28 protein-coding genes are annotated in these 24,682 nt (G+C 57.0%); 24 read left to right on the plus strand and 4 right to left on the minus strand.

The genetic code is table 11. From position 1 onward, the window contains the following. Nucleotides 1-37: 37 nt before the first annotated feature. The 6 genes from HMPREF0574_RS02860 (at nt 38) to HMPREF0574_RS02885 (ending at nt 5,162) form a co-directional block, all read left to right on the plus strand. Nucleotides 38-709 (plus strand): RNA polymerase sigma factor, encoded by a 672-nt coding sequence (locus HMPREF0574_RS02860; RefSeq protein ID WP_201625884.1) that lies wholly within the window; start codon nt 38-40, stop codon nt 707-709. Nucleotides 710-767: 58 nt separating this feature from the next. Continuing rightward, nucleotides 768-1,007 carry a hypothetical protein gene (locus HMPREF0574_RS02865; protein ID WP_004007181.1) on the plus strand — a complete coding sequence of 80 codons (240 nt, stop codon included), beginning with the start codon at nt 768-770 and terminating at the stop codon, nt 1,005-1,007. Next, entirely contained in the window at nt 1,004-1,417 is a 414-nt protein-coding gene (locus HMPREF0574_RS02870; RefSeq protein WP_004007182.1) for a hypothetical protein, read from the plus strand. Before HMPREF0574_RS02865 ends, HMPREF0574_RS02870 begins: the two co-directional genes overlap by 4 nt. Next, a complete protein-coding gene (locus HMPREF0574_RS02875; RefSeq protein WP_004007183.1) occupies nt 1,404-2,540 on the plus strand; it encodes a DUF2800 domain-containing protein in 1,137 nt (378 codons plus the stop codon). The genes HMPREF0574_RS02870 and HMPREF0574_RS02875 overlap by 14 nt, the downstream gene beginning before the upstream one ends. A 23-nt stretch (nt 2,541-2,563) precedes the next feature. Beyond that, on the plus strand, nt 2,564-3,115 hold the full coding sequence (locus HMPREF0574_RS02880; RefSeq protein WP_004007184.1) for a DUF2815 family protein: 552 nt from the start codon (nt 2,564-2,566) through the stop codon (nt 3,113-3,115). Between the two features lie 79 nt (nt 3,116-3,194). Continuing rightward, on the plus strand, nt 3,195-5,162 hold the full coding sequence (locus tag HMPREF0574_RS02885) for a DNA polymerase (RefSeq protein WP_004007185.1): 1,968 nt from the start codon (nt 3,195-3,197) through the stop codon (nt 5,160-5,162). On the opposite strand, the gene HMPREF0574_RS02890 is transcribed toward HMPREF0574_RS02885, so the two are convergent. After that, nucleotides 5,159-5,917: a hypothetical protein gene (locus HMPREF0574_RS02890; RefSeq protein ID WP_004007186.1), complete on the minus strand. Its 759-nt coding sequence runs from the start codon at nt 5,915-5,917 to the stop codon at nt 5,159-5,161. The genes HMPREF0574_RS02885 and HMPREF0574_RS02890 overlap by 4 nt on opposite strands. 93 nt (nt 5,918-6,010) lie before the next feature. Further along, nucleotides 6,011-6,193, minus strand: a complete 183-nt coding sequence (locus HMPREF0574_RS02895; protein ID WP_139041185.1) for a hypothetical protein — start codon at nt 6,191-6,193, stop codon at nt 6,011-6,013. Nucleotides 6,194-6,440: 247 nt separating this feature from the next. Between HMPREF0574_RS02895 and HMPREF0574_RS02900 the strand changes: the two genes are divergently transcribed. The 8 genes from HMPREF0574_RS02900 to HMPREF0574_RS02935 all read left to right on the plus strand — a co-directional run bounded on the left by HMPREF0574_RS02900 (nt 6,441) and on the right by HMPREF0574_RS02935 (nt 13,463). Then, on the plus strand, nt 6,441-7,223 hold the full coding sequence (locus HMPREF0574_RS02900) for a phage antirepressor (RefSeq protein WP_004007188.1): 783 nt from the start codon (nt 6,441-6,443) through the stop codon (nt 7,221-7,223). Further along, the gene (locus HMPREF0574_RS02905) at nt 7,220-7,657 is read left to right on the plus strand and encodes a DUF7768 domain-containing protein (protein ID WP_004007189.1); all 438 of its coding nucleotides are present in this window, start codon (nt 7,220-7,222) and stop codon (nt 7,655-7,657) included. Before HMPREF0574_RS02900 ends, HMPREF0574_RS02905 begins: the two co-directional genes overlap by 4 nt. Next, nucleotides 7,654-9,897, plus strand: a complete 2,244-nt coding sequence (locus tag HMPREF0574_RS02910; protein WP_004007190.1) for a phage/plasmid primase, P4 family — start codon at nt 7,654-7,656, stop codon at nt 9,895-9,897. Before HMPREF0574_RS02905 ends, HMPREF0574_RS02910 begins: the two co-directional genes overlap by 4 nt. Nucleotides 9,898-10,025: 128 nt before the next feature. Next, complete coding sequence (locus tag HMPREF0574_RS02915; protein WP_004007191.1) at nt 10,026-10,304, plus strand: VRR-NUC domain-containing protein; 279 nt, start codon at nt 10,026-10,028, stop codon at nt 10,302-10,304. Continuing rightward, nucleotides 10,285-11,661: a DEAD/DEAH box helicase gene (locus HMPREF0574_RS02920; RefSeq protein WP_004007192.1), complete on the plus strand. Its 1,377-nt coding sequence runs from the start codon at nt 10,285-10,287 to the stop codon at nt 11,659-11,661. Before HMPREF0574_RS02915 ends, HMPREF0574_RS02920 begins: the two co-directional genes overlap by 20 nt. Further along, nucleotides 11,652-12,110 carry a hypothetical protein gene (locus HMPREF0574_RS02925; RefSeq protein WP_004007193.1) on the plus strand — a complete coding sequence of 153 codons (459 nt, stop codon included), beginning with the start codon at nt 11,652-11,654 and terminating at the stop codon, nt 12,108-12,110. The genes HMPREF0574_RS02920 and HMPREF0574_RS02925 overlap by 10 nt, the downstream gene beginning before the upstream one ends. Before the next feature lie 156 nt (nt 12,111-12,266). Beyond that, the gene (locus HMPREF0574_RS02930; protein WP_036324858.1) at nt 12,267-12,644 is read left to right on the plus strand and encodes an HNH endonuclease; all 378 of its coding nucleotides are present in this window, start codon (nt 12,267-12,269) and stop codon (nt 12,642-12,644) included. A 246-nt stretch (nt 12,645-12,890) separates the two neighbouring features. Further along, the gene (locus tag HMPREF0574_RS02935) at nt 12,891-13,463 is read left to right on the plus strand and encodes a P27 family phage terminase small subunit (RefSeq protein WP_004007195.1); all 573 of its coding nucleotides are present in this window, start codon (nt 12,891-12,893) and stop codon (nt 13,461-13,463) included. 22 nt (nt 13,464-13,485) lie between these two features. On the opposite strand, the gene HMPREF0574_RS02940 is transcribed toward HMPREF0574_RS02935, so the two are convergent. Beyond that, complete coding sequence (locus HMPREF0574_RS02940) at nt 13,486-13,689, minus strand: hypothetical protein (protein ID WP_236585839.1); 204 nt, start codon at nt 13,687-13,689, stop codon at nt 13,486-13,488. A 115-nt stretch (nt 13,690-13,804) separates the two neighbouring features. Here HMPREF0574_RS02940 and metK point away from each other — a divergent pair, with 115 nt between their 5' ends. The 8 genes from metK (at nt 13,805) to HMPREF0574_RS09800 (ending at nt 21,887) form a co-directional block, all read left to right on the plus strand. Beyond that, on the plus strand, nt 13,805-14,995 hold the full coding sequence (metK, locus tag HMPREF0574_RS02945) for a methionine adenosyltransferase (RefSeq protein ID WP_004007197.1): 1,191 nt from the start codon (nt 13,805-13,807) through the stop codon (nt 14,993-14,995). Continuing rightward, the gene (locus HMPREF0574_RS02950; protein WP_036324248.1) at nt 14,967-16,217 is read left to right on the plus strand and encodes a site-specific DNA-methyltransferase; all 1,251 of its coding nucleotides are present in this window, start codon (nt 14,967-14,969) and stop codon (nt 16,215-16,217) included. Before metK ends, HMPREF0574_RS02950 begins: the two co-directional genes overlap by 29 nt. After that, nucleotides 16,214-17,725 (plus strand): DNA cytosine methyltransferase, encoded by a 1,512-nt coding sequence (locus HMPREF0574_RS02955; protein WP_004007199.1) that lies wholly within the window; start codon nt 16,214-16,216, stop codon nt 17,723-17,725. Before HMPREF0574_RS02950 ends, HMPREF0574_RS02955 begins: the two co-directional genes overlap by 4 nt. Before the next feature lie 75 nt (nt 17,726-17,800). Next, nucleotides 17,801-17,986, plus strand: a complete 186-nt coding sequence (locus HMPREF0574_RS02960) for a cell division protein (RefSeq protein WP_236585838.1) — start codon at nt 17,801-17,803, stop codon at nt 17,984-17,986. Beyond that, nucleotides 17,983-18,636: a hypothetical protein gene (locus tag HMPREF0574_RS02965; protein WP_004007201.1), complete on the plus strand. Its 654-nt coding sequence runs from the start codon at nt 17,983-17,985 to the stop codon at nt 18,634-18,636. Before HMPREF0574_RS02960 ends, HMPREF0574_RS02965 begins: the two co-directional genes overlap by 4 nt. Beyond that, nucleotides 18,633-18,821, plus strand: coding sequence for a DUF4314 domain-containing protein (locus HMPREF0574_RS02970; RefSeq protein ID WP_004007202.1), 189 nt, complete (start codon nt 18,633-18,635; stop codon nt 18,819-18,821). Before HMPREF0574_RS02965 ends, HMPREF0574_RS02970 begins: the two co-directional genes overlap by 4 nt. Nucleotides 18,822-18,898: 77 nt before the next feature. Then, nucleotides 18,899-19,222, plus strand: coding sequence for an Nmad4 family putative nucleotide modification protein (locus HMPREF0574_RS02975; protein ID WP_004007203.1), 324 nt, complete (start codon nt 18,899-18,901; stop codon nt 19,220-19,222). Nucleotides 19,223-19,256: 34 nt separating this feature from the next. Then, nucleotides 19,257-21,887 carry a terminase TerL endonuclease subunit gene (locus tag HMPREF0574_RS09800; protein ID WP_004007204.1) on the plus strand — a complete coding sequence of 877 codons (2,631 nt, stop codon included), beginning with the start codon at nt 19,257-19,259 and terminating at the stop codon, nt 21,885-21,887. 56 nt (nt 21,888-21,943) lie between these two features. On the opposite strand, the gene HMPREF0574_RS02985 is transcribed toward HMPREF0574_RS09800, so the two are convergent. Further along, nucleotides 21,944-22,696 carry a DUF1643 domain-containing protein gene (locus HMPREF0574_RS02985; RefSeq protein WP_004007205.1) on the minus strand — a complete coding sequence of 251 codons (753 nt, stop codon included), beginning with the start codon at nt 22,694-22,696 and terminating at the stop codon, nt 21,944-21,946. 34 nt (nt 22,697-22,730) lie between these two features. Between HMPREF0574_RS02985 and HMPREF0574_RS02990 the strand changes: the two genes are divergently transcribed. Continuing rightward, the gene (locus HMPREF0574_RS02990; RefSeq protein WP_004007206.1) at nt 22,731-24,023 is read left to right on the plus strand and encodes a phage portal protein; all 1,293 of its coding nucleotides are present in this window, start codon (nt 22,731-22,733) and stop codon (nt 24,021-24,023) included. After that, a partial coding sequence (locus HMPREF0574_RS02995) for a head maturation protease, ClpP-related (protein WP_004007207.1) occupies nt 24,020-24,682 on the plus strand: 663 nt, incomplete at its 3' end. The genes HMPREF0574_RS02990 and HMPREF0574_RS02995, both read left to right, overlap by 4 nt.

The following is a 24,682-nucleotide window of genomic DNA, read 5'->3' on the forward strand; positions in this document are numbered from 1 at the left end:
CTGAACGGGCCTCCCTTCATTCCGAAGGGAGCCCACCGTGGCTATATCTACTTCTCAACCGCAACCTCGCCCGTACGCCAGCCGCTGCAAGACCGACTCGAACGGGCAGGAACATTGGCACCTCTATGTGCCGTCCGCCAAAGGCTGGGCGTGGATTGAACTGTTTGATCTGCCTGAACCCGACGAGGCGCTCAAGGAAGAAGGCTCGGACGTTTATGCGGCCAGCGTCGAGCGGGCGAACGTGCTGCGCGAGCAGATCCTTAATCCTGACTACCAAGCCGACTGGAAGATCGCGTGGGCGCAGGATGCCTATAAGCGCTTCCGTGATTACGAGAACGCGCGTAAACGGGGCGACACGAGTTATTCGGATTGGGAGATTGAACTTCCTGCCGACCGTGCCCTCTACGCCGTCAATATTGAGGATCCCGAGGAAGCCTACCTGCGAGCAGAAGCTGAAGAAGAATCACAGAGGATCCTTGCTGAAATCTTGCTTCCACTCAACCCCCGGCAACGGAAGTACGTGACGCTCTCACTCGGCGAGGGGATGTCGTACGCCGACATCGCGCGTTCTGAGCACCCCGACGCAGATCAGGTAGAGATCAACAAGCTGGCTGACGCGGTGCGTAACTCCGTCAACCGTGCTGTGAAGCGAATCCACAAGATGTTCGGCCCGACCCGTCCGGATTCACCCCGTCCCGAGGACGTATGAGTGCAAGCCCCACACGGTGGCAAGCACTGATTCGAATCCTCCAGGAAGGGGAAAACTTATGACAAAGCACAAGCTTCGCATCAACGTCACCGACGATGCGCCAGATGACTCGCTGGTTTCCGCCCGTACCGTCAGCCTGCGTGAACGACTCTTGGCCAGGATCCTCGGCCGTAGGCAACGCGTCACTGTCCTCGTGCCTGGTCGTCAGGTTGGCAGCGTCGAAATTATCGAACCTGATGACGACCTCATGGTCTTGGCTGACGCTCTCAACGGGCGCGCGGGAGGTGAGGGGCGATGATGGATTTCCAGACCCGTAACAACCTGATCAATGCATGGAACCAGGCCGCCGCCTATGCGTGTGATCAGGCGCAAGCCCTCGAAGATGACTGGTATGAGCAGGTTGAAGACCATGCCGGAATGATCGGTGACCGCCCGATACCAGCCGCACGACTAGTTGGCACACCAGAACCAAGCCGTTCCCCAGCGCACGAAGAAAAACCAGCCACATCTCCAGTTACGGAGCCTGAACCTGCGGTGACGTTGGAGGACGTGCGCGGCGTCCTTGCGCAACTTTCAGCGCAAGGGCATACGGCGAAGGTGCGTGAGCTGATCGTCGAGGCCGGTGCCGACAAGCTCTCAGCGGTGGATCCAGCAAAGTTTGGCTGGTTGCTCGATCGGGCGAAGGAGATCGCTGATGGCACCGTCTGATCACGCACTCCTCTCAGCTTCTGGTGCTCACAGGTGGCTTAACTGTCCGCCCTCGGCGCGTCTGGAATCCGATGAGCCGGAGTCGACGTCGGCGGCTGCCGAGCAAGGCACCGCCGCCCATGCACTGGCTGAGCACAAACTCCGCCGAGCACTCAAGCAGCGCTCGAAACGTCCGGTCTCGGCCTGGATTGATGACGAGATGGAAACCTTGACTGACGACTACATCGCTTACGTCCAAGAACATATCTCGTTAGCAGAGCAATCCTGTGGTGATCCGCAGGTGCTGATCGAGCAACGCCTGGACTTCTCCCATATTGTTCCTGGCGGTTTTGGCACCGGGGATTGCGTCATCATCGCCGAACCCGTACTCCAGATCATTGATCTTAAGTACGGGCAAGGCGTCCTCGTCGAGGCCGCGAACAATCCGCAGTTGATGTTGTATGCGCTCGGAGCCCTTCACGCCTTCGGGAGCCTGTATGACATCGAGACGGTGGCGGTGACGATCTATCAGCCGCGCCGGGGCAACGTCGACACCTGGGAAATTTCTGTTGCCGAGCTCGAACAGTGGGCTGAGACCGAGGTGAAACCGAAGGCTGAGCTGGCCTCGGCTGGCGAGGGCGAGTTTTGTCCGGGCTCGTGGTGTCAGTTTTGCAAGATCGCACCCACGTGTCGGGCACGAGCCGAAGCCAACCTTCAACTTGCCAAGCTGGAGTTCGCCCCACCAGCAGAACTGTCGGACGTAGAGATTGCTGACGTGCTCACACGGATTCCGCAGCTCAAAACCTGGGCGGCGGATGTCGAAGCCTACGCGCTCTCAAAGGCCGTCAACCAGGGCGTGGTCTTTGAGGGGTTCAAGCTTGTAGCCGGACGGTCGGTACGCAAATACAGCTCCGAAACCGACGTCGCTGCAGCGGCTGAAGCGGCTGGATATAGGGACATCTATGACCGCAAGCTCATCACTCTTACAGCAATGGAAAAGCTGATGGGTAAACCCACCTTCAACGAGATCCTCGGCGACCTCGTGACCAAACCTGCAGGCAAACCCACCCTGGTTCCTGTATCCGACAAGCGGCCAGCGCTTGACCTGGTGAGTGCGGCCAGCGATTTTCAACCAAACAAGTAACGAACAGAAAGAAGAACAAGATTATGACTACTCAGAATCCGACCCGTATTGTGACCGGCGAAGTCCGCCTATCCTACGCACACGTGTGGGAGCCGAACTCCATCCAAGGCGGCAAACCCAAGTACTCCGTCTCCCTGATCATCCCCAAGACTGATACCGCCACGATCACTGCGATCGAGAAGGCCGTGGACGCAGCCATCGAAGCAGGTATCGGGAAGTTTGGGGGCAAGCGACCCAACAAGGCCGCCCTCAAGCTGCCGCTGCGTGATGGGGATATTGAGCGTGACGACGAAGCCTACAAGGGCGCCTACTTCCTCAACGCGAACTCTCTGACGGCTCCGCAGATCGTCGATCAGAGCGTCGCGCCGATTCTTGATCGTGCCGAGGTCTACTCGGGCTGCTACGCCCGCGTGTCCCTGTCCTTCTATGCGTTTAACACGAACGGCAACCGTGGCATCGCCTGCGGACTGGGGAACATTCAAAAGACCCGTGACGGCGAGAGCCTTGGCGGCGGGCGCGTGAGCGCTGAGACTGACTTCGGTTCCTTCGCGGCTGATGACGACTTCCTGAACTAACCAACTCCAATCGTGGAGGGAACCAGCGTTCATTGTTGGTTCCCTCCACATTTTCCTCTGACGTGAAAGGAACCCCGTCATGCGAACACTCTTCTGCGATATCGAATCTTTCAGCCCCGCCCAACTCGCCAAGACAGGCGTCTACCTGTATGCCGAACACCCCGACTTCGACCTGCTCCTCTTCGGATATTCGATCGACGGTGGCCCAGTCAAAGTGGTGGATCTCGCAGGCGGACAATCAATGCCCGACGAGGTGCTGGCAGCACTGGTAGATTCATCCGTGGTCAAGTGGGCGCATAACGCCGCCTTCGAACGTGTCTGCTTGTCAGCGTGGCTACGAGCGCATCATTCGGAGCTTCTCGGTGAGGGGTTTCTTGACCCAAGGCAGTGGCGGTGCACTATGATCTGGTCGGCCTACCTTGGTCTGCCGATGAGCCTCGACGCAGTGGCCGCCGTCCTCAAACTCGACGTCCAAAAAGACACAGTAGGCAAGAAGCTGATCAAGCAGTTCTGCACACCCGCCACACCCTCAGTCCTGAACGGCGGCAAACGCAGGAATCCACCATCGGCTGATCCGACCGGGTGGGCGCGGTTTATCGACTACAATCGTCGTGACGTTGAAGTTGAGCTCGCTATCCACGACAGACTGGCGTTTTTTCCGATGCCAGAGGCCGAATGGGACACCTACGCTCTTGACCAATGCATTAATGATGCTGGGATTCTTCTCGACCACACGCTCGTGGACAACGCCGTTGCCGTGGATGAACATCACCGTAACGCGTCGCTTGCGCGTGCGCAGAAGCTCACGGGGTTGGACAATCTCAATTCGCCGATCCAGCTCAAACAATGGCTTGTCACCAGAGGTTGCGAACTCGAATCGCTAGCGAAAGCCGAGGTCGATGCCGCCCTCGATACCGCGACTGGCGTGGTGAAGGAAGTCCTCGAACTGCGCGGTGATCTGGCGAAATCTTCGGTGAAGAAATACCAGGCGATGCACAACGTCGCAGGCGCTGATGGTCGTGCGCGCGGGCTGATCCAGTTTTACGGCGCAGGACGCACCGGACGTTTCGCCGGACGCCTCGTCCAAGTCCAAAACCTGCCCAGGAATTACCTGCCTGATCTTGACCAAGCCCGCTCGCTCGTCCAAACAGGCAACCTCGACGCACTTGAGCTACTCTACGAGTCCGTGCCCGACACCCTCAGCCAACTCATCCGCACCGCGTTTATCCCTTCACCTGGGCACAGGTTTATCGTTGCGGACTTTTCTGCAATCGAGGCGCGCGTTATCGCATGGCTTGCAGGAGAAACAACTACCCTGGCCGCCTTCCGTGAGGGCAAAGACCTCTACTGCGAAACCGCATCGCGTATGTTCGACGTCCCGGTCGAAAAACACGGCATTAATGGCGAGCTTCGGCAGAAGGGGAAGATCGCGGTGCTCGCCTGTGGTTATGGCGGCTCCGTCGGAGCGCTCAAAGCCATGGGAGCCTTCACCATGGGCTTAGCCGAGCACGAACTCAAACCAATCGTGGACGCATGGCGGCAAGCCAACCCACACATCGTCCAACTCTGGGCAGACGTTGAACAAGCCGCTATCGCCGCGATCTCGTCGCGCCAGCCGATCCGGCTGCGCAACCTGCGCTTTAGCGTTGAGTCCGGGATTCTCTTCATCGAACTACCCTCGGGTAGACGGCTTGCCTATGTGCAGCCGCGTCTGGGTGAGAATCGTTGGGGCGGTACGTCCATCACCTACACCGGAACCACCACAGCACGCCGCTGGGGACAGTTAGAAACCTACGGCGGGAAGCTGGTCGAGAACATCGTCCAGGCGATCGCTCGTGACCTGCTCGTGGTTGGCATGCACGCAGTCGCCAAGGCGGGGCATCGGATTGTGATGCATGTTCATGACGAGATCGTCATCGATGAACCCACAAACTTGGACTTCGCCGTCGCCGATGCGTGCAAGCTCATGTCCACGCTCCCGGCCTGGGCTGAAGGCCTGCCGCTGGATGCGGACGGGTACGAGTGTAATTACTATCGCAAGGACTAAATATTTGGATCTTCCCGCTTGATTGGCTCAGGGGTCAACCCGAGGTACTGGTTCGATGGGTTGAGCATGCTTGCGAGGTTTGCGAGTGATCCGTCTTCTAGAAGCGCCGGGTTCTTAACCATCTTGAGAATTAGAGCTTGTAGCTGCTCAGAAGGAATCTGCGAAAGCGCTTGTTCAATTTCTGCGTAATCTTCAACATCCACAATTCGCGCGGATTTGACCATGCGTAGCTGTTCGTCGCTATACGCCTTTGCTGCAAGCCCTGCGATAATCCGCGCCATTGCCTCTTGACGGGACATCACCTGTCTTTGATCTCGTTCAATGGCGGCATGCTCGTCGCATGCTGGATCGAGCACCTGTGTCTCGGGCTCATCAGACTTCTTCTTTCGTCCGATGTTGCGGATCCGTTTCGCTTGACGGTTGACAGCAGGTCGCGCTGTTTCTTGCCACCACTGTTTGACGTGAGGAGCCGCCTTGGCTATCCCTGCCACCGTAACTGCGACAAGAAGTGTACCGATTGCTTCGGCGAGCTCATTGGATTCTTCAGATTCGCGGCGATAGTCAGAGGTGACAAACGTGTTCTCATACGAGTATTCGTCTGCCGAATTCAAGCGATCTTCATCGGGTACGAAGCGGGCGTGACCGGACAATACTCGATCTTCGTTGTAGAGGTTCTGATGAAGCGAACCATCGTCCCTGTGTCCAGGGTTGCCAACCGTCTCGTCCCACTCGTAGTAGCCGTAGATCCTTCCCATAACGCAATTCTAGTTTCGTATCGAACGAGAAACACTTCTATCACCAAGCGAGTTGGCGTGCAGGAATCATGATGGAACTAGCCAGCGCCGCTTCTACTCGTCACTGAGAAGCACGTTTGGATCGGTTGTCATGAACTCTCGAAGATACGCAGTGATCTGCTGATTCGCAGCATTCGGTGCTGGGTCGTTGTCGAGGTCGCGCAGATATTCCATGAAGGCGAACAGGCGCATGTTTTTCACCATCGCCCACACCGTTGCTTTATCAATCTCACTCATACCATCCATGTTCACTCCCGCAGCACTGTTTGTCTGCGGGGTATACGTGGCATCTCGTGTGAAGCAATTTCCATGGCACCCGTCCGGATTGGGTGGTGCTCGAGGGCGTATGTGCGAGAGCCCCAAAGCTCAGTGACCACAAACCCGCCCAGGGGTAACTCCTTGAAGGTTTGCGGCCTACCACTGAGAGCTTCTCGCACCAACCGGCGCACATTCGTCTATTTGGCTCTCAGAACAGGAGCCTGTCATGGGCAAAACCATCCAAACCTTCACCAACGACCGTTTCGGGCAGGTACGCAGCTTCACCGCTAATGATCAGACATGGTTCATCGCCACCGATATCTGCCAGGCCCTAGATCTCACGAACCCCTCGGTTGCCGTTTCGCGTCTCGATGCCGATGAGAAGGCTAAGTTCAACTTAGGGTTCTCTGGCGGTGCTACATGGTGCGTCAACGAGCCCGGCCTCTACGCGCTGATCATGGCATCACGCAAATCAGAAGCGAAAGCGTTCAAGCGTTGGGTCACCCACGAGGTGCTGCCGTCAATCCGTCGCTATGGCCTGTATGCCACCGACGAGCTGGTCACTAATCCCGAAGCGCTCCTCAAAGTGCTCGATGCGTACGTCGCTGAACGCCGCAAAACCGCAGAGCTCACGTTGCAGAATCTTGCTCAAGCCCAAGCCCTGGCTGAAGCGAAGCCGAAACTGTCCTACTACGACATGGTTCTCGAAGCTAAGGACGCTTTGCCGATCACGGTGATCGCGAAGGACTATGGGCTTTCTGGTCGCAAGCTCAACCAGCTCCTTCACGAACTCGGTATTCAGTACAAGCAATCGGGGGTGTGGCTGCTCTACGCACGGCACGCAGGCAACGGTTACACCGACACCAAAACCCACGTCATTGACGACGGCAACCGCACCCGGATTCACACCTACTGGACACAAAAGGGCCGCCTGTTCATTTACGAGGTTCTCAAGAACCAGCTCGGCATCCTCCCAGTGATTGAGCGTGAAGGTCAGGTGCAAGCATGACCGCCACGACACTCGATATCGGATTCTCGAAGAAGAACACCGAAGGCTATCTGGACCTGACGAGCTACCACGCGCTCAAGAAGTTCCAGCGTGAACAGTTCGGCTACCGGCCCTTGGTTTATATCTGCTCGCCATACTCAGGCGACACGGAAGCGAACGTTGAGCTCGCCCGCCAATTCTGTTCCTTCGCAGTGAGCGCGGGCAAGATTCCGTTCGCTCCACACCTGCACTATCCCCAGTTTATGGATGACGCCGATCCTGATCAGCGTGAGATGGCGATGTTTTTCAACCGTGTGCTACTCGCCAAGTGCGAAGCCCTGTGGGCATACGTGGGTCACGTTAGCCCTGGTATGCGCCTAGAAATCGGCTGGGCACGCGACCTCGACCTACCCATCAAGTATTTCGATTCTGATTTCAAGGAGGTCACCCCATGACCACGCCGATCACTTTGTTCGCCACCACTTTTGCTGGCGTGCAGAACAACAACCACTACCCTAACCCACATCAGGTCACTGACGCGGCCTCGCTATCGGTAGTCACAGGTTTTGATCATGTGGCAGCCACCTATGTGAATGACCGCCGCTCCAGCGCAGCCTTCATCTCCTCGAATTGCGTGGTGATGGATATCGACAACGACCACACCGAAACCCAAACCGAGTGGATCACACCAGAGAAGCTTGGCGAGGTGATGGCTGGGGTCGAGTTCATGACCGCCACCTCGCGTAATCACATGAAGCCGAAAGGCGTGCTCTCCGCCCGGCCGCGTTTCCACGTCTACTTCCCAATCCACGAAGTACACGACGCAGACGAATACGCAAGATTGAAGCATCGCCTCGCTAGCCGGTTTGGTTTCTTTGACCGCAACGCTCTGGACGCAGGAAGGTTCATCTACGGCACCCCTAACCCACAAGTTACGGTGCATGAGGGCGACCAGCTCCTCGATGCATGGTTGGATGCGGCTGACGAACAGGATGTGTTTGCTGCCTTCGATCAAAGCACTCTCGTGATTGGTGAAGGCTCCCGTAATGCCACCTTGTCGCGCTTCGCAGGCAGGGTGCTCATCCGCTACGGGCAGACCGACCAGGCGCGTGACTTGTTCGACCGCAAAGCATCGCTGTGCGAACCACCGCTCAGCGATTCGGAGTTGGCGACGATTTGGAACTCGGCGTGCAGGTTCGCAACGAAAGTTGCAGCCAACCCCGACTACCTGCCACCCGAAGCATACGCGCAGTTGACGAGTTTGAAGCCGGAGGATTTCACTGATGTCGGCCAAGCCATGGTCCTCGCCAGTGAATATGCGAATCGGATCTGTTACTCGCCAGCAACAGCGTGGATGGTTTACGAAGACGGGGTGTGGGAGGAAAACGAACCCAAAGTCCAACACGTCGTCCAAGAACTCACCACCCGCCAGTTAGAGCAAGTCGATGCTGAGCTCGAGGCCATCAGTCAACGCGCCAGCGAGCTCGGGGTGACAGCCATGCTCATGGCCATGACGAAAACCAAAGCGCTGGGAATGTTCAACCCTAAGCAGGCGCAGGCGTATCGGGAACTGACAGCTGCCCAAGAGTGGCAGAAGTTCATCTACAAATGCCGCTCCGACCGCACGATCCAAGCCGTCATGCGCCAAGCAAGACCCCTCACGCTCATCAACCCAGAGATTCTCGACGCTGACGCGTATTTGCTCAACACCCCAACTGGGACGTGGGATCTGCGTGACGGGAGTAGGCGTGATCATGACCCTGCGGACATGTTGACCAAGCAAACCGCCACCGACCCCAGCGATATTGGCGCGCAGGTGTGGCGTGATTCCCTCGAGCTGACCTTCGGCGGCGACCAAGAACTCATCGCCTACGTCCAACGCGTCTGCGGGCTGGCCGCGATTGGCAAGGTGCTCATCGAAGCCCTCATCATCGCCTACGGGGATGGCAACAACGGTAAGTCGACGTTTTGGAACACTATCGCCCGCGTCCTTGGCTCCTATTCGGAGACCATCTCGGCAGAGGTGTTGATTGCGGGCAAAAAGAACAACGCCAAACACGAAATGGCTGAAACAAGGGCCCGCCGCCTCCTGATCGCAGGTGAGAACGACGAAGGCGTGCGCCTTTCAACCTCCTCGACGGACAAGATCGCGGCGGAGAAGAAATACAAAGACCCCTTCTCCTTCACCCCCTCCCACACCCTCGTGCTCTACACGAACCACCTGCCCAAAGTCGGGGCGACGGATACCGGTATCTGGAGGCGGCTTGTCGTCATCCCCTTCACCCAAACCATCCAGCCCAGTGTGGATGTGAAGAACTATGCAGACCACCTCTTCGAACAAGCAGGCGGCGCAGTCCTCGCCTGGATCATGGAAGGCGCACGCCTGATCCACGCCGAGAACTATCGGCTCGTCCCACCCGCCTGCGTAGTAGAAGCGTCGGAGAAGTATCGGGCGGCCAACGACTGGTTCGCCCACTTCCTCGACGAATGCTGCGAGCTCGACCCAGGTCTTGAAGAGAAGTCTGGGGCGCTCTATTCCTCCTACAGGGCTTGGGCGCTTAGCCGTAGCGAGTACGTGCGCTCAACGAGTGATTTCTATGCGGCCGTGGAGAAAAACGGCTTCACCTCGCGTCGAAACAATCGCGGAAAACTCATCCGAGGACTTCGCTTGCTTGACGAATTCGAGCTCAACTAACGACGGGTGTGTTGGTCGTGTACGTCGGTACTAGCCCTTTATATAGAAGCCAAAAAAATACTTCTATATAGAGGTTTAGAACTAGACCTACATGACCAACACAACCCTTGACAACTCAAGGAAAAGTCATGAATGAAAGAACAATCGAAGCGAAGCTCAAGAAAGCCGTTGAAGACATCGGTGGCTTGTGCTGGAAGCTCGTCTGCCCTGGAACCATCGGCGTACCCGACCGGATATGCCTGATGAGAAACCGGGCTGTCTTCGTCGAATTGAAAGTACCAGGACAGAACCCCAGGCCAATCCAATTACGTCGGATGAATCAACTCCGCTACCAAGGCTTCACCGCATTGGTCGTTGATTCGGTTGACGACATACAGGAGGTGCTTGATGCACTATCAGCCGCATAACTACCAGCGGCAGGCGACCCAATACATCATCGACCACCCCGAAGCAGCGATCCTCCTTGGGATGGGTTTAGGTAAATCGGTGATCACGTTGACCGCGATCTGGCAGCTCATGCTCGACTACTTCACGATCAGCCGCGTATTGGTAATCGCTCCGTTGCGTGTTGCCCGGGATACGTGGTCCGCCGAGATAGCCAAGTGGGATCACCTTGATGGGCTCGCCGTCGCGGTTGCTGTTGGCACCAAACAAGACCGGCTGGCGGCGTTAGCCAAGTCTGCGATGGTGACCATCATCAACCGTGAAAACATCCCATGGCTCGTGAACCAACTCAACGGTAGCTGGCCGTTCGACATGGTCGTCATCGACGAACTCTCCAGCTTCAAAAACCATCGCGCAAAACGGTTCACGGCATTGGTGAAAATGCGACCCTTCGTCAAGCGCTGGGTCGGCCTGACCGGAACGCCAGCGTCGAACGGGCTGATGGACGTGTGGGCGCAATTCCGACTCCTCGATGGAGGCGAAAGGCTCGGTCGTTTCATTACTCGTTACCGCGAGCGTTGGTTCGTGCCTGACAAAAGGAACGGGATGCAGGTGTTCACCTACAAGCCCCGCGCGGGTGCTGAGGATGAGATCTACGGGGCGATTGGTGACATGACGTTGTCGATGCGAACCACCGACCACTTGCAGCTACCAGAGCTGACGGTGACGACCACGTCCGTGAAGTTGGAGCCGAAAGAGCGCAAGGTCTACGAACAGTTGAAAGCCGACCTCGTTCTCCAACTTGGTGACGAGACGATTGATGCCGCGAATGCTGCTGCGTTGTCGGGCAAGTTGCTGCAGTTGGCGTCGGGCGCGATCTACACCGGCGATGGCGACTGGGCTTCTGTGCATGATCGGAAGCTTGACGCTCTAGAAGACCTTGTTGAGGCAACCAACGGCAACCCACTGCTCGTGGCCTACTGGTTTACCCATGACCGCGAGCGCATCACTGCCCGCTTCCCGCAGGCTCGCGAACTTAAAACGAGCGCGGATATCGAGGCATGGAACAAAGGTGAGATCACGTTCGGGCTGATTCACCCGGCATCGGCTGGTCACGGTCTGAACCTCCAGGCCGGTGGGCATCTGCTGGTGTGGTTTTCGCTCACCTGGTCTTTGGAGCTTTACCAGCAGACGAACGCCAGGCTTTATCGGCAAGGGCAATCCGAACCTGTGACGATCACGCATCTTGTTGCTGAAGGGACGCTCGATGAAGCCGTCTTGCGTGCGCTTGATGTGAAGGATGCTACGCAGGCTGCGTTGATCAACGCGGTCGCACAAGAAATCCACACAACCACTAGGAAGGAACTTTTATGCATGTGATGACCAAATACCTCGACACTCGTAAGGCAGCGATTGCTGCGTTGCAGGATTATGCGGTGATGGAACAGATTATCGACACCACCGACGACGCCATCAAAACCGCCTATGCTGATGCAGCCAGCCCCGCATCCCCACGTATGGATGGCACACCGCCCTCGGGTGATCTGCACGCGTCGGAGAACAGGATCGTTGCAACGATCGAGCGTATCGACACTTATAAGGCTCGGTATGCGCAGGCGCGCCAGTACATGGACTGGTTCTTGCCCGCATGGGAGATCCTCTCCGAGGATGACCGGTTAGTGTTGGAAGCATTCTTCCTCGGCGAGGGTACACAAGATGATGCAGTTCAGCAGGTCTGTAACCACTTCTACATCGAGCGCACGACCGCCTACCAGAAGAAGTCGCGCGCGCTGGCTCGTCTTGCGACCGCTCTGTATGGTCGTTTGTGAGGGTTTTGCACCCTCGCGCCAAAAGGTGTCAGGAACAGCGGATGCATTTGCCTCTTTTCCTTTGAGATGATGTAGGTGGTTGAAAACTAGGTGAAGCCCCAAGAACCCACACGGGAACTTGGGGCTTCACCACATCCAGTGGGAAGGAGCAACGCGATGCCAGTCAAACCAGCTCGCCCGTGCTGTCACCCTGGTTGCCCTGAGCTCACCCGTGAACGCTACTGCGAGCAGCACGCGAAGGCGGAAGACGCCCGGTATCGGAAGTATCAGCGTGATCCGAAGATCAACCGCCGCTACGGCGCGCGTTGGCGCAAGATCCGCGCCGCCTACGTCACCGCCCATCCACTGTGTGAGGACTGCCTAGAGGCTGGGCGATACACGCCGGTGCAGGAAGTCCACCACGTTATCCCGCTTGAACACGGCGGCACCCACGACTTTGAGAACCTCCGTTCGCTGTGCAAGCCCTGCCACTCCAGACAGACCGCGCTCGATGACGACCGATGGCGGCAACAACCTCGGGTCTACACCTACTGACGAGCCCACACGTTGCCCGCTGGAGCGACGATCATCTGGAACCTCAAAGATGCCTACCCGCCTGGCGTTTGCCGAACACGAGCCAACGTCGAAAGCCTGGCGAGGGGTAGGGGGCTCTCGATCTCTACAGCTCTTGGGAAGGTCAGCGGGCGGGGCCAACCGTACGCAAAAAGACCGATTCAAACAGGGTATTAACCCGCAAGCCCTCCATCACCGGGCTAATCACCTGGAAGGAGGCGAGATTTCATGGCGAAAGACGGTACGAACCGTGGTGGGCGCCGCGTGAGGGCTGGCGCGAAACCAGACCCGCTGAGTGAGAAACTCGCTAAGGGTATGATTGCGACTCGCCTTGAAGATCCGCTAGCGAGCCCTTTCGATTTCGAGGGCGCAAATGTTGGCGAGGGCGCGGTGCTTGCTGGTGAGGTAATGCCGGAGCCTTCCGAGTACCTGTCGGAGGTTCAGCGCGATGGCAAACCCTTGGGTGCTGATTTGGTGTATCGGGAGACGTGGCGCTGGCTTGATGAGCGTGGCTGCACCAGGTTTGTTTCTAAGCGCCTGGTCGAGGCCTACGCGCAGGCTTTCGCCCGGTATGTGCAGTGTGAGCAGGCGATCTCCAAGTTCGGTTTGCTCGGCAAGCACCCAACCACGGGGGCTGCTATCGCTTCCCCGTTCGTTGCGATGAGCCAGTCTTTTGGTAAGCAGGCAAACGTGTATTGGTATGAGATTTTTGAGATTGTGCGAGCTAACTGCACTAGTGACTATTCGGGTACGACCCCGGGTGATGAGGTTATGGAGCAGTTGTTGAAAGCACGCTCGTAGATGCGTCCTAGTGTTTTTGAGCTTATTTGGGGCGTTTTCTTGCGCTGAAGCCTGCCCCTAGCGCGCTCCCAACTCCTACGCCGATAGCTAACCCCAAGGCAATATTGTTCATAATGAACCCAAGGGCAGTGCCAGCCATCATCCCGGCAATCATTCCGTAAGCCACGGCCTTACCATCGCCGCCGGAAGGTTCTGGCTGATTAGGTTTACTCGTTTCGTCTTGCACGTATTCCAGTATCACACATGACTCGGGTTTTCCTCGTTTTCTTCGCTCCCTGCTCCTGGCTGACAGGGTGGAGAGTTTTTGTTTCTTTTGATTTTTCTACTGAAAGGGCATTCCTATGACTAAGGTTCTAAGCGCTGAAGCAGTGTGTATCGGTCACCCCGATAAACTGTGCGACCTGATCGCCGACACCATTCTCGACGACATCCTCTACGAGGATCCTGCTGCCCGCGTTGCAGTAGAAGTGATGGCATCTGGTCACAGGATCATTGTGACTGGCGAGATAACTTCGAAGGTTCGTCCGCGTATTCGTGAGTCGGTGCGTTATGCGTTGGTGAAGGCGGGGTATGTGCCGTGGAAGTTCCCCGTTTTCGTCTGGACTCGCAGGCAGTCTCCAGACATCAACGCAGGAGTCACCCGATCGCTCGAAGCTCGTTTCGGTGACGACACTGAGTTCGCCCTCCAAGGAGCAGGTGACCAAGGAACCGTTTATGGATACGCCACGGCGGAAACCCCGGAGCGTTTGCCGTTGCCGCTGGTGCTCTCACACGAGATTTGCGCCCGCCTCGATAAGGCGCGCAAGGACGGCACGATCACCGGGATCAAGTCCGATGGTAAGGCGCAGGTGACAGTTCGTTACGACGCTGCTGGTAAGCCCGTGGCGGTTGAGACCGTGGTGGTGTCGATCCAACACGAGAAGATCAAGGATCTGGATGAGCTTGCAGCTGAGGTCAAAACACTGATCGTCGCACCCGCGTGTAAGCCGTACCGGCCGATTAGCGCTGATACCGAGATTCTGGTGAATCCCTCGGGCTTGTTTACGGTTGGTGGGCCGAAGGCGGACACTGGACTGACGGGCCGCAAGTTGATGGTTGACACTTACGGCGGTCTCGCCCCTCACGGTGGTGGAGCGTTCTCTGGTAAGGACGCCTCGAAGGTGGACCGCTCGGGTGCATATATGGCGCGCCTGATCGCCAAGACTATCGTCGACGCTCGTCTGGCTCATGAGTGTCAGGTGGCGATCAGTTATGCGATTGGGAAGGCTGACCCGGTCGCCTTCACCATCGACACCCTCGGGACAGGCGAATACTCTGACGAGATCCTCACTGCTGCTGCACGCGAGGTGTTCTCGCTGCGCCCTGGAGCAATCATCGATGCTTTGAATCTTCGCAAGCCTGGTTTTACACAGTATTCAACCTATGGGCACTTCGGCCATGTCGGTCTGCGTTGGGAGAACTCGTTCGCTCACGTTAATGCTTTAGGGAAGGCGGTGAAGAAGCATGCTCATGAAAACAATGCCAATAGCTGAGCTGAAGCCCGCTGACTACAATCCGCGTAAAGACCTCCAGCCCGGCGATCCCGAATACGAGAAGCTCAAGCGCTCGCTCACCGAGTTTGGCTACGTCGAACCCGTCATCTGGAACAAGACCACCGGCAACATCGTGGGTGGGCATCAGCGCTTGAAGGTGCTCGAAGAACTCGGCCACAACACCGTGGATGTGATCGTCGTGGAGTTGGATGAGACGCGCGAGAAAGCCCTCAACATCGCGTTGAATAAGATCAGCGGCGAATGGGATAACGATAAACTTGCCCTCCTCATCGCTGACCTTGACGCTTCGGATTTCGACGCTGAACTGACTGGCTTTGACGATGCTGAGATCGCGCAGCTTATCGGCTCCCTCGACGAGGGTGAGGTGGAGGATGATGATTTCGACCTCACCGCCGCACTCGAAGCAGCCGCATTTGTCCAGCGTGGGGATGTGTGGACGGTCGGTCGCCACCGCCTCGTGTGCGGGGATGCCACCAGTGCCGACGACATCGCCACACTGATGGATGGTAAGCGCGCGAATCTTGTGTTGACCGATCCGCCATATAACGTTGCCTTCGAATCAGGCTCGGGCTTGTCCATCAAGAACGACAAGATGGATGGCGAGAAGTTCTACGACTTCCTGCTATCGGCGTTTACGAACATGGCGGGCGTGTGTGAGAAAGGCGCATCCGCGTATGTGTTCCACGCTGACACTGAAGGGTTGAATTTCCGTCGCGCCTTCGCAGAGGCCGGATTCTATCTTTCGGGGTGTTGCATCTGGGTCAAAGACTCTCTGGTTCTTGGTCGCTCGCCCTACCAGTGGCAGCACGAGCCAGTGCTCTACGGGTGGGTGAAGACAGGTAAGCATCGCTGGTATGCGGATCGCAAACAAACCACGATCTGGAATTTCGCTAAGCCCCGCCGCAACGCCGATCATCCGACCAGCAAGCCGCTGGATTTGTTGGCGTATCCGATCGGAAACTCCACCCAGGCGAACGCGATCGTGCTCGACACCTTCGCAGGCTCAGGCTCAACCTTGATGGCGTGCGAGGCAACCGACCGCATCTGCTATTGCATGGAGCTCGACGAGAAATACGCCTCCGTGATTTTGCGCCGCTATGCCGAACACACCGGGGACGCGGCAGGGATCACCTGTTTGCGTGAGGGCAAAGAATACGCGTATTTGGATTTGGTGCGCGATGTTGATCGGGGTGAATCGTGAGTGCTTTGACGTTGGGGTCCTTGTTTGATGGTTCGGGCGGTTTCCCTTTAGCTGCCAAAATGGTTGGTATCAAACCGATGTGGGCATCTGAGGTAGACCCCTTCGCTTTCCGGGTAACTAAGAAAAATCTGCCTGAAGTTCGCCATGTTGGCGATATTAATTTGTTAGATGGTGGCCGGTTACAGCCGGTGGATGTGATCACGTTTGGTTCACCTTGTCAGGATTTATCTATCGCAGGTAAGCGGAGCGGGATTGATGGGTCTCGCTCCTCACTGTTTTACCAAGCTGTGCGAATTATTGAAGAAATGAGGCAAGCAACTCATGGTGCCTACCCAAGATATGCTGTGTGGGAAAACGTGCCGGGCGTATTCTCCTCAAACCACGGAGCCGACTTCGCCGCGGTCTTGCAAGCGTTTATCGAGGTATCCTGCCAGCAAACGCCACGCATTCCTGTTCCTGAAACCAGCTGGGCAACCAGCGGATACGTCTTGGCAGATGGGGCATCACTTGCATGGCGAGTGCTCGATGCTCAATTTTTCGGAGTGCCCCAACGTCGTCGTCGTATCTTCCTTGTCGCAGATTTTGCAGGACAATCCGCACCCGAGATTCTATTTGAGTCCCAAAGCAGCACAAGGAATCCTGACGCGAGCAAAGAAGAAAAACAAAACCCTGCCCGAACAATTAGCCCAAGCACTACAGGCAACCAGTGCGGGGCGTTAACTCTTCGTATGCGTGCCGGTAAGCCAGGCGGTGGTAAAGGGCCGTTGATTCAGCATGACCTTTCAGGCACATTAGGAACTGGTGCTGACCAAGTCTTATTTGAACCTAGCATGCAGGTGATGCTTGATTACCATCCCAATGATTCACGCATCGAAATTGGCGACCAGGTAACAAGTCAAACCTTAACTTCACGAATGGGAACAGGAGGTGGAAATGTTCCACTCCTACTCGACCAACCTGTATACGGTATAAATTCCGTCCACGACAATCGTAAATATGGTGGTGAATGCGGTTACGAAACCACTGTGGCAAAAACTCTTGATTTAGCTGGCGGTAATCCCGCATGCAATCAAGGCGGAATGGTCATTCTCGAACCGATCGATGCTTCTTCGAAATCTGATCATTTCACGAGGACAACCACAAATGTTGCAGGTGCACTTTTGGCAAGTGATTCACACCAGCCACCTATTGTCGCTAATACGATGCTTCGCCCACGCAAACTCACACCCCTCGAATGTTCTCGTCTACAAGGCTTCCCGGACTATTGGTGTGACAACCTCACAAACCTCGACCCAGACGAAGACGAAATCAGGTACTGGGAGGGCGTGTGGAAGAACTGGAACCTAGGACGGGGCGTGAAACCGAAAACTCGCAGCCAAATCACTACTTGGCTGAAAACCGCGCCAACTGATTCAGCACAGTACAAACTGTGGGGAAATGGGGTGGCATTACCAGTAGTGAAATACGTCCTAAACAGACTACAAAAAGCAGCCAATACGACTGGATAAGCGCTCGCACCTATGGCTGTATGTACATGACCAAACAAGAACCCTAACTGGGGAAACACGAATTGGAGGATGGTCATGAGCGAACTACATATTGAACTAACCGAAATGCTAGAAGCAGGCGTCGACCTGTGGAACCGTGCTGAAGCATTCGGGTACGCCTGCGAACACGACTTCGAGCTAGCCGCAACCTGCATCAACGACTACCCAGATGACTATCTCGGTTTCATCGCATCTTGGTTCGACCAAGAGGTGGCAGCATGACCCAGATTCCCTTCTCCCCGAACAAGAGCGGGCGCAAGAAACTCGCCGACACCATCGCCACCCATCTCGGCGCGAACCCTGTGTATGCGGGTACGCCTTCTTTCGACTACCTGATCGGGCAAGCCCGGCTAGATCGGGACTGGGTGCTCCACCTCCCAGAGAACATCGACACCGACGCCCTCAGTAAGGCAGCGATTACGGCTGGTTTTGCGCCCACAGGCAAAGACTACGGGCTGACGCTCGCATTCCCCACGACTGGCTGGGATGAGGCCACAGCCGCGAAGCTCGAAGCCCTGCTCGCCGCCAAGGGAGAACTCATCGCCAAGGCACTCGATATTCCAGCCACGCCCATGAAGATGGACGAGGTGGAAGGAACGGTTGAGTTTGCTTGGTTCGAACAACTTCCCGAGTCGGAGGTGATTGAAGCGGTCAGCGTGCTTATCCAGCTGATGATCGAGCACGCCAAGACCGCCACCCGTATCTCGCCCAAGCCGCCAGCGTCGGGTAACGATAAGTATGCGATGCGCAGCTGGCTCCTACGGCTCGGAATGATTGGCAAGGGATACAAGAACGCTCGCCGCGTTCTGCTCGCGAACCTGGAGGGCAACGCGGCGTGGAAAACCACACCCTCACCGGAGGACGCGTCATGAGCGCCAACCTGGAGAGGCGGCGGGTTCGCCTGATCGCAACCACCGACCCCTACACGCACCTCACCCCAGGCGAGGAAGGAACAATCATGGTCGTTGACGATGCGGGAACAGTTCACGTGGCGTGGGACAACGGCTCCACACTCGGCCTCATCCCAGGCGAAGACAGGTGGGAATACTTACCCTAAACGCAGTGATGCAGACCGCTATTTTTCGTTGATATTGAGCCGAAAATGACTGGATAACCGCGCACACCTATGGCTGTATGTACATGACCGAACAAGAGGACAAGGAGAAGGTCATGAACAACGAAAAGGCCACGATGGAGCAGCTGCAGATGGCGACCGACAGCTACGGTACGGTGATCGCCTACGGGGATTTCGTCCTCGCCTCTGCCTACCGGCACCTGGGCAAAGGCCAGATTGGCAACGACGCCCGCGTCTACAAGCTCGCCGAGGCGCCCATCCCCGGCTGGGGGTCGGACGCCCGAGGCTTCATTGAATGTGAACTCGACCTTGTCGCCGAAGCCGACAATCTCTTTGAGGACGCCGGGCATGCCATCGCCTGGGCCTTCGCCCACACCAACTAACCCAGCCAGTGCAGGAAGGAGCCTGATCGGCGTGATGCGCACTCTCGACACCTACACGCCGACCCGGTTCATGGCTGACGGTTCACGATATGACAAGCGGAAGGCCGACTATGCGGTCGCCTTCATTCAAGCGCTCAAGCACACGAAGGGCCGCTGGTCAGGACAGCCCTTCCAGCTGATTGATTGGCAGGAACAGATCATCCGCGACCTGTTCGGCACCGTCAAAGCCGACGGCTACCGCCAGTTCACCACCGCCTACGTCGAGATACCCAAGAAGCAGGGCAAGCAGGTGTCGTTGGACACGCTGATTCCTACTCCGTCGGGGTTTACGACGATGGGCGCGATCCGTGTGGGCGACATCGTATTTGACGAACATGGCGAAACCTGCCGGGTGGTCGCGAAGTCCGACGTGGACTATACGGAGCAGGCGTACCGGATCACGTTCAAAGATGGCGAGGTGATCGAAGCGGGCGAAAACCACCAGTGGGCTGGCCACTACACGCACGGCACACCACGGGAAGCGGTGATGACTACCGGCGAGCTGTACCGGCTGCCGCGTGACGGCGGCTCAATCCGCTTCCGCATCCCGGTCGCCGACGCCCTCGACCTGCCAGAGGCCGTGCTGCCGGTCGACCCGTACGTGATGGGCTACTGGCTGGGCAACGGCACCGCCACGAAACCGTATCTGACGATCCAGTCGTGCGACGTGGTAGGCGTCCTGGAGCATGTGTGGGCGTGGAACACGATCTCGACCCGCTACCCGAACACCGGCGACTCGGTGTGTGTCCGCATCCCCGAACTCGAAACCATCCTGGTTGATTCCTACCGTGACAAGGTCATCCCCGCCCAGTATCTGCGGGCATCACGGCGTCAACGGCTCGAGTTGCTGCAAGGGCTGATGGATTCCGACGGGTCCATCTCCACCCGCAAGGGTCAGGCGATCTACACCTCAACCGAACCGGCACTGGCCGAGTCCGTCTCTGAACTGCTGTGGAGCCTGGGCGTCAAGAACGCCATCACCACCGCCGCCTCCACGCAGCGCACCGATTGGAGCCAGCCGTCCAGCGTGTGTGGACGAGTCGAGACCGGTGAAACCTTGTACTACGTGAAGTTCACCGCCTTCGACGACATGCCAGTCGCAGGTTTGGAACGCAAGCAGGAGCGGGCAATCCCGCGTAACCCGAACACTCGCTCGCACTACCGCTACATCGACTCCATCGAGCCGATCCGCAACCGGGGCATGCAATGCATCCAAGTCGACTCGCCCTCCCACCAGTACCTAATCGGCCGCTCAATGCTGCCCACCCACAACAGCGAGCTCGCCGCTGCGGTCGCGCTGCTGCTGACATGCGGGGATGGTGAAGAACGCGCCGAAGTGTACGGCTGCGCCGCCGACCGTCAGCAGGCTTCGATTGTGTTTGAGGTTGCGGCGGACATGGTGCGCATGAGTCCAGCGCTGTCCAAGCGTGTCAAGATTCTTGCCTCGCAGAAGCGGATTATTTACAAGCCCACCAACAGCTTCTACCAAGTCCTCTCGGCTGAGGCGTATTCGAAGCACGGGTTCAATATCTCCGGTGTTGTCTTCGACGAACTGCATACCCAACCGGGCCGTGCCTTGTTCGACGTCATGACCAAGGGTTCGGGTGATGCTCGCACCCAGCCGTTGTACTTCCTCATCACCACCGCAGGAACCGACACGCATAGCATTTGTTATGAGCAGCATGAGAAAGCCGAAGACATCTTCGCAGGCAAAAAGATTGACCCGACGTTCTACCCGGTGATTTACGGGGCCGGCCGTGAGGACGACTGGACCGACGAGGCCGTGTGGCATAAGGCTAATCCGAGCTTGGGGATCACGGTGCCGATTGAGAAGGTTCGTCAAGCCTGCAACTCGGCCAGGCAGAATCCGACAGAAGAGAACACGTTCCGGCAGCTGCGCTTGAACCAGTGGGTGAAGCAGTCGGTGCGGTGGATGCCCCTGCACGTGTGGAACAACAACTCGGCTCCCGTCGACCTTGCCGACCTGGAAGGCCGGGTCTGTTACGGCGGCCTCGACCTCGCCTCCACGACGGACATCACCGCGTTCGTCCTCGTATTCCCACCAGAGACCGGCGACGAGCCGTATGTGATCGCGCCGTGGTTCTGGATACCCGATGACAACCTCAAGCTCCGAGTAGCTCGCGACCACGTGCCCTACGACCTCTGGCAGCAACAAGGCTTCCTGCAGACAACCGAGGGCAACGTCGTCCACTATGGGGCGATTGAGGCGTTCATCGAAGAACTCGGCACCCGGTTCGATATTCGGGAGATCGCGTTCGACCGGTGGGGTGCCGTCCAAATGTCACAGAACTTAGAGGATGCCGGGTTCACGGTCGTGCCGTTCGGGCAGGGTTTCAAAGACATGTCCCCACCATCCAAAGAACTGATGAAACTCGCCCTTGAGGGCAAGCTCGCCCATGGTGGACACCCAGTCCTGTCCTGGATGGTTGACAACATTCACGTCCGCCAAGACTCGGCCGGCAATATCAAGCCCGACAAGCAAAAGTCCACGGAGAAGATCGACGGCGTGGTCGCCACCATCATGGCGCTCGACCGAGCCATCCGAAACGGCAGTGACCACCACGCCGGTTCCGTCTACGACGAGCGCGGACTATTGCTTATCTGAATTTGGTTGTACACGCACGCACATGAGATCGTTGCCCTTCTTCAGTCCCAAGCTGCCTAGGGGAAGGGTATAAGATCGTTGCCATCATTCAGTCCCCAGCTGCCTATGGGATGCGGAGGATACGGCGCAGGTTCAGCAGGTTCAGTGTCAGGGATTTTCTTGAACTTGAGACGACGGATGAGGATGCCATCAGTAACGTGGTGATTGCGCGGACAATTAATAAAATCCGTGAACCATTTCTGGCCTTGTTCTACCCATGCGTGTTTGGCTGGAGATCCCCAGGCGCAAATGATTCGGACATTCTGTGATGAGGTTCTTGAGGACTCTAGGATTGTTTCAAGGGTCTCTTTGAAAATCTGTTCGAGATTTGGTCCTGTCCAGTCATTGATGCGTTGCTGAACTGCATCGCTATCCTTGTCGATAATGGGTACAAGGTTCATCATCGTAAGACGCTGCGTGTTTTTCAGCTTGGCGCTGCGGAGCCACCCTCCCACTATAAGTGCCGTCTGGTCCGTTGCCGGCACCCACCCACTCTCGGTTTGGACCCGTCCTGAAAAAGCACGTGCGTTCGAGGGATTCATCCCGATCACGACAACATGATCGCCCTTAGGTATTTCTGGGCGATAGTGCGTTAATAGCAACCGAAGTTCATTTGGCTTCGCGGGTTCAGATGATGCTGGAACGATCTCAAGACTCGGGCTGGACTCGTTGTTAACGCGCGCAAAAATCGAGTGGCCTATGAGCTTCTGATCGGGGTCTTCCCTTTCTAGAGCTTCTTTGAGTGCGGTTTTCCAACTATTTCGCGTCATGGATTCATTTTCCTGATTCTTGAGGGGGATTTCAATGGGGTTTCTTTCCTGGCTGCGTGGCGATTCCGCTCGTAAGGCTGACGACCATGCCCTGACGGGTGGTGGGTACTCGTTCTTCTTCGGAGCGACCTCATCGGGGCGTCCGGTGACGGAACGTTCGGCGATGCAAATGACCGCTGTCTACTCGTGCGTCCGTATTCTGGCTGAAGCTATCGCTGGGCTACCGTTGCACGTCTACCGCCAAAGCAGTAATGGGGCGAAGGTGAAAGCGCTCGATCATCCGTTGTATCGGCTTCTTCATGATGAGCCGAACCCTGAAATGACATCCTTTGTCTTTAGGGAAACTCTGATGACGCATTTGCTTCTTTGGGGTAATGCGTTCGCCCAAGTGCTGCGCAACGGTAAAGATGAAGTGATTGGTTTGTATCCGTTGATGCCGAACCGGATGATGGTGGGGCGCGACGAGGCTGGGTGGCTGTATTACGAGTATCAGCGGACATGGGACGAACCAGCTGGACGCTTCGACACGGTGCGACTCTCGGCGCGCGAGGTGCTGCACATTCCAGGGTTGGGCTTTGACGGGCTGGTTGGCTATAGCCCGATTGCGATGGCGAAGAATGCCATCGGTCTGGCTCAGGCTACCGAGGATTACGGGGCGAGCTTTTTCGCTAATGGCGCGGCTCCGGGTGGTGTGTTGGAGCATCCGGGCACGATTAAAGACCCCGCCAGGGTGCGCGAGTCGTGGCAGGCCACCTTCGGTGGAGCCCGGAACGGCAACAAGATCGCCGTGTTGGAAGAGGGCATGACATACACGCCCATCAGCGTCTCGCCGGAGCAGGCGCAATTCCTTGAAACGAGGAAGTTTCAGATCAACGAAATTGCTCGAATCTTCCGTATCCCACCCCACATGATCGGCGACCTCGAAAAATCCTCGTTTTCCAATATTGAGCAGCAGTCGTTGGAGTTTGTGAAGTACACGTTGGACCCGTGGGTGATCCGGTGGGAACAGGCCATCACCAAAACCCTCCTCAGCTCGCGTGAGAAGCCGCAGATCTATGTGAAGTTCAACCTCGAAGGCTTACTGAGAGGTGACTACAAGTCACGGATGGATGGGTACGCGGTTGCCAGGCAGAACGGATGGATGAGCGCCAACGATATCCGCGAACTAGAAAACCTCGACCGCATCAGCCCAGAAGCAGGCGGTGACCTCTATTTGGTGAACGGCAACATGCTCCCGCTCGGCCTCGCAGGGGCATACGCGCAGACAACCGAGTCTGAACCGGCTGTGGAATCTACAAGTGAATCTTCTGTAAGGAGGAGGATATGAGACGTTTTTGGAACTGGCTCGAACCCGAGCCACACACGAATGACCTGGACGCAGATGTAGTCCGGGTTTTGCGTATTAGCGGCACGATCGCTGAAGAATCCTGGTTCGATGACGATGTCACACCCAGTATCTTCGCTAGTGAGTTGAATGCTGGGTCGGGGCCGGTGACGATCTGGCTCAATTCGCCTGGTGGTGATGTGGTGGCGGCTGCGCAGATCTACAACATGCTCATCGACTACCCAAGCCACGTGACCGTCAATATCGACGGGATCGCCGCATCGGCCGCGTCCGTGATCGCAATGGCCGCATCCACTGTTGCCATGTCGCCGGTGTCGATGTTGATGATTCATAACCCGGCCACCATGGCGGTCGGCGATAAGGACGAACTCGCACGCGCCATGTCGATGCTTGATTCGGTCAAAGAATCAATCCTGAATGCATATCAGGAAAAGACGGGCATGAGTCGGGCGAAGCTGTCCAAGCTCATGGACGCCGAAACATGGATGGACGCACGCGCCGCGATTGACATGGGTTTCGCCGACGAACTTCTCACCGGCGAACGCAACCCTGCCTTCAACGCTAAGCCGGACGAAGAGCCAGATGACGATGAGGATGAGGTCGAGTCTCACGACGAACCTGACAAGGGCGACGGCGATGAG

It is taken from the genome of Mobiluncus curtisii subsp. curtisii ATCC 35241 (assembly GCF_000146285.1).
In the GTDB taxonomy this organism is placed as follows: Bacteria; Actinomycetota; Actinomycetes; order Actinomycetales; family Actinomycetaceae; genus Mobiluncus; species Mobiluncus curtisii.

What these genes read in the sequence shown, in the direction of transcription:
- HMPREF0574_RS02865 (WP_004007181.1), top strand. Translation starts at nt 768, where the DNA reads ATGACAAAGCACAAGCTTCGCATCAACGTCACCGACGATGCGCCAGAT.
- HMPREF0574_RS02870 (WP_004007182.1), top strand. Translation starts at nt 1,004, where the DNA reads ATGATGGATTTCCAGACCCGTAACAACCTGATCAATGCATGGAACCAG.
- HMPREF0574_RS02875 (WP_004007183.1), top strand. Translation starts at nt 1,404, where the DNA reads ATGGCACCGTCTGATCACGCACTCCTCTCAGCTTCTGGTGCTCACAGG.
- HMPREF0574_RS02880 (WP_004007184.1), top strand. Translation starts at nt 2,564, where the DNA reads ATGACTACTCAGAATCCGACCCGTATTGTGACCGGCGAAGTCCGCCTA.
- HMPREF0574_RS02885 (WP_004007185.1), top strand. Translation starts at nt 3,195, where the DNA reads ATGCGAACACTCTTCTGCGATATCGAATCTTTCAGCCCCGCCCAACTC.
- HMPREF0574_RS02890 (WP_004007186.1), bottom strand. Translation starts at nt 5,917, where the DNA reads ATGGGAAGGATCTACGGCTACTACGAGTGGGACGAGACGGTTGGCAAC.
- HMPREF0574_RS02895 (WP_139041185.1), bottom strand. Translation starts at nt 6,193, where the DNA reads ATGAGTGAGATTGATAAAGCAACGGTGTGGGCGATGGTGAAAAACATG.
- HMPREF0574_RS02900 (WP_004007188.1), top strand. Translation starts at nt 6,441, where the DNA reads ATGGGCAAAACCATCCAAACCTTCACCAACGACCGTTTCGGGCAGGTA.
- HMPREF0574_RS02905 (WP_004007189.1), top strand. Translation starts at nt 7,220, where the DNA reads ATGACCGCCACGACACTCGATATCGGATTCTCGAAGAAGAACACCGAA.
- HMPREF0574_RS02910 (WP_004007190.1), top strand. Translation starts at nt 7,654, where the DNA reads ATGACCACGCCGATCACTTTGTTCGCCACCACTTTTGCTGGCGTGCAG.
- HMPREF0574_RS02915 (WP_004007191.1), top strand. Translation starts at nt 10,026, where the DNA reads ATGAATGAAAGAACAATCGAAGCGAAGCTCAAGAAAGCCGTTGAAGAC.
- HMPREF0574_RS02920 (WP_004007192.1), top strand. Translation starts at nt 10,285, where the DNA reads ATGCACTATCAGCCGCATAACTACCAGCGGCAGGCGACCCAATACATC.
- HMPREF0574_RS02925 (WP_004007193.1), top strand. Translation starts at nt 11,652, where the DNA reads ATGCATGTGATGACCAAATACCTCGACACTCGTAAGGCAGCGATTGCT.
- HMPREF0574_RS02930 (WP_036324858.1), top strand. Translation starts at nt 12,267, where the DNA reads ATGCCAGTCAAACCAGCTCGCCCGTGCTGTCACCCTGGTTGCCCTGAG.
- HMPREF0574_RS02935 (WP_004007195.1), top strand. Translation starts at nt 12,891, where the DNA reads ATGGCGAAAGACGGTACGAACCGTGGTGGGCGCCGCGTGAGGGCTGGC.
- metK (WP_004007197.1), top strand. Translation starts at nt 13,805, where the DNA reads ATGACTAAGGTTCTAAGCGCTGAAGCAGTGTGTATCGGTCACCCCGAT.
- HMPREF0574_RS02950 (WP_036324248.1), top strand. Translation starts at nt 14,967, where the DNA reads ATGCTCATGAAAACAATGCCAATAGCTGAGCTGAAGCCCGCTGACTAC.
- HMPREF0574_RS02960 (WP_236585838.1), top strand. Translation starts at nt 17,801, where the DNA reads ATGAGCGAACTACATATTGAACTAACCGAAATGCTAGAAGCAGGCGTC.
- HMPREF0574_RS02965 (WP_004007201.1), top strand. Translation starts at nt 17,983, where the DNA reads ATGACCCAGATTCCCTTCTCCCCGAACAAGAGCGGGCGCAAGAAACTC.
- HMPREF0574_RS02970 (WP_004007202.1), top strand. Translation starts at nt 18,633, where the DNA reads ATGAGCGCCAACCTGGAGAGGCGGCGGGTTCGCCTGATCGCAACCACC.
- HMPREF0574_RS02975 (WP_004007203.1), top strand. Translation starts at nt 18,899, where the DNA reads ATGTACATGACCGAACAAGAGGACAAGGAGAAGGTCATGAACAACGAA.
- HMPREF0574_RS09800 (WP_004007204.1), top strand. Translation starts at nt 19,257, where the DNA reads ATGCGCACTCTCGACACCTACACGCCGACCCGGTTCATGGCTGACGGT.
- HMPREF0574_RS02985 (WP_004007205.1), bottom strand. Translation starts at nt 22,696, where the DNA reads ATGACGCGAAATAGTTGGAAAACCGCACTCAAAGAAGCTCTAGAAAGG.
- HMPREF0574_RS02990 (WP_004007206.1), top strand. Translation starts at nt 22,731, where the DNA reads ATGGGGTTTCTTTCCTGGCTGCGTGGCGATTCCGCTCGTAAGGCTGAC.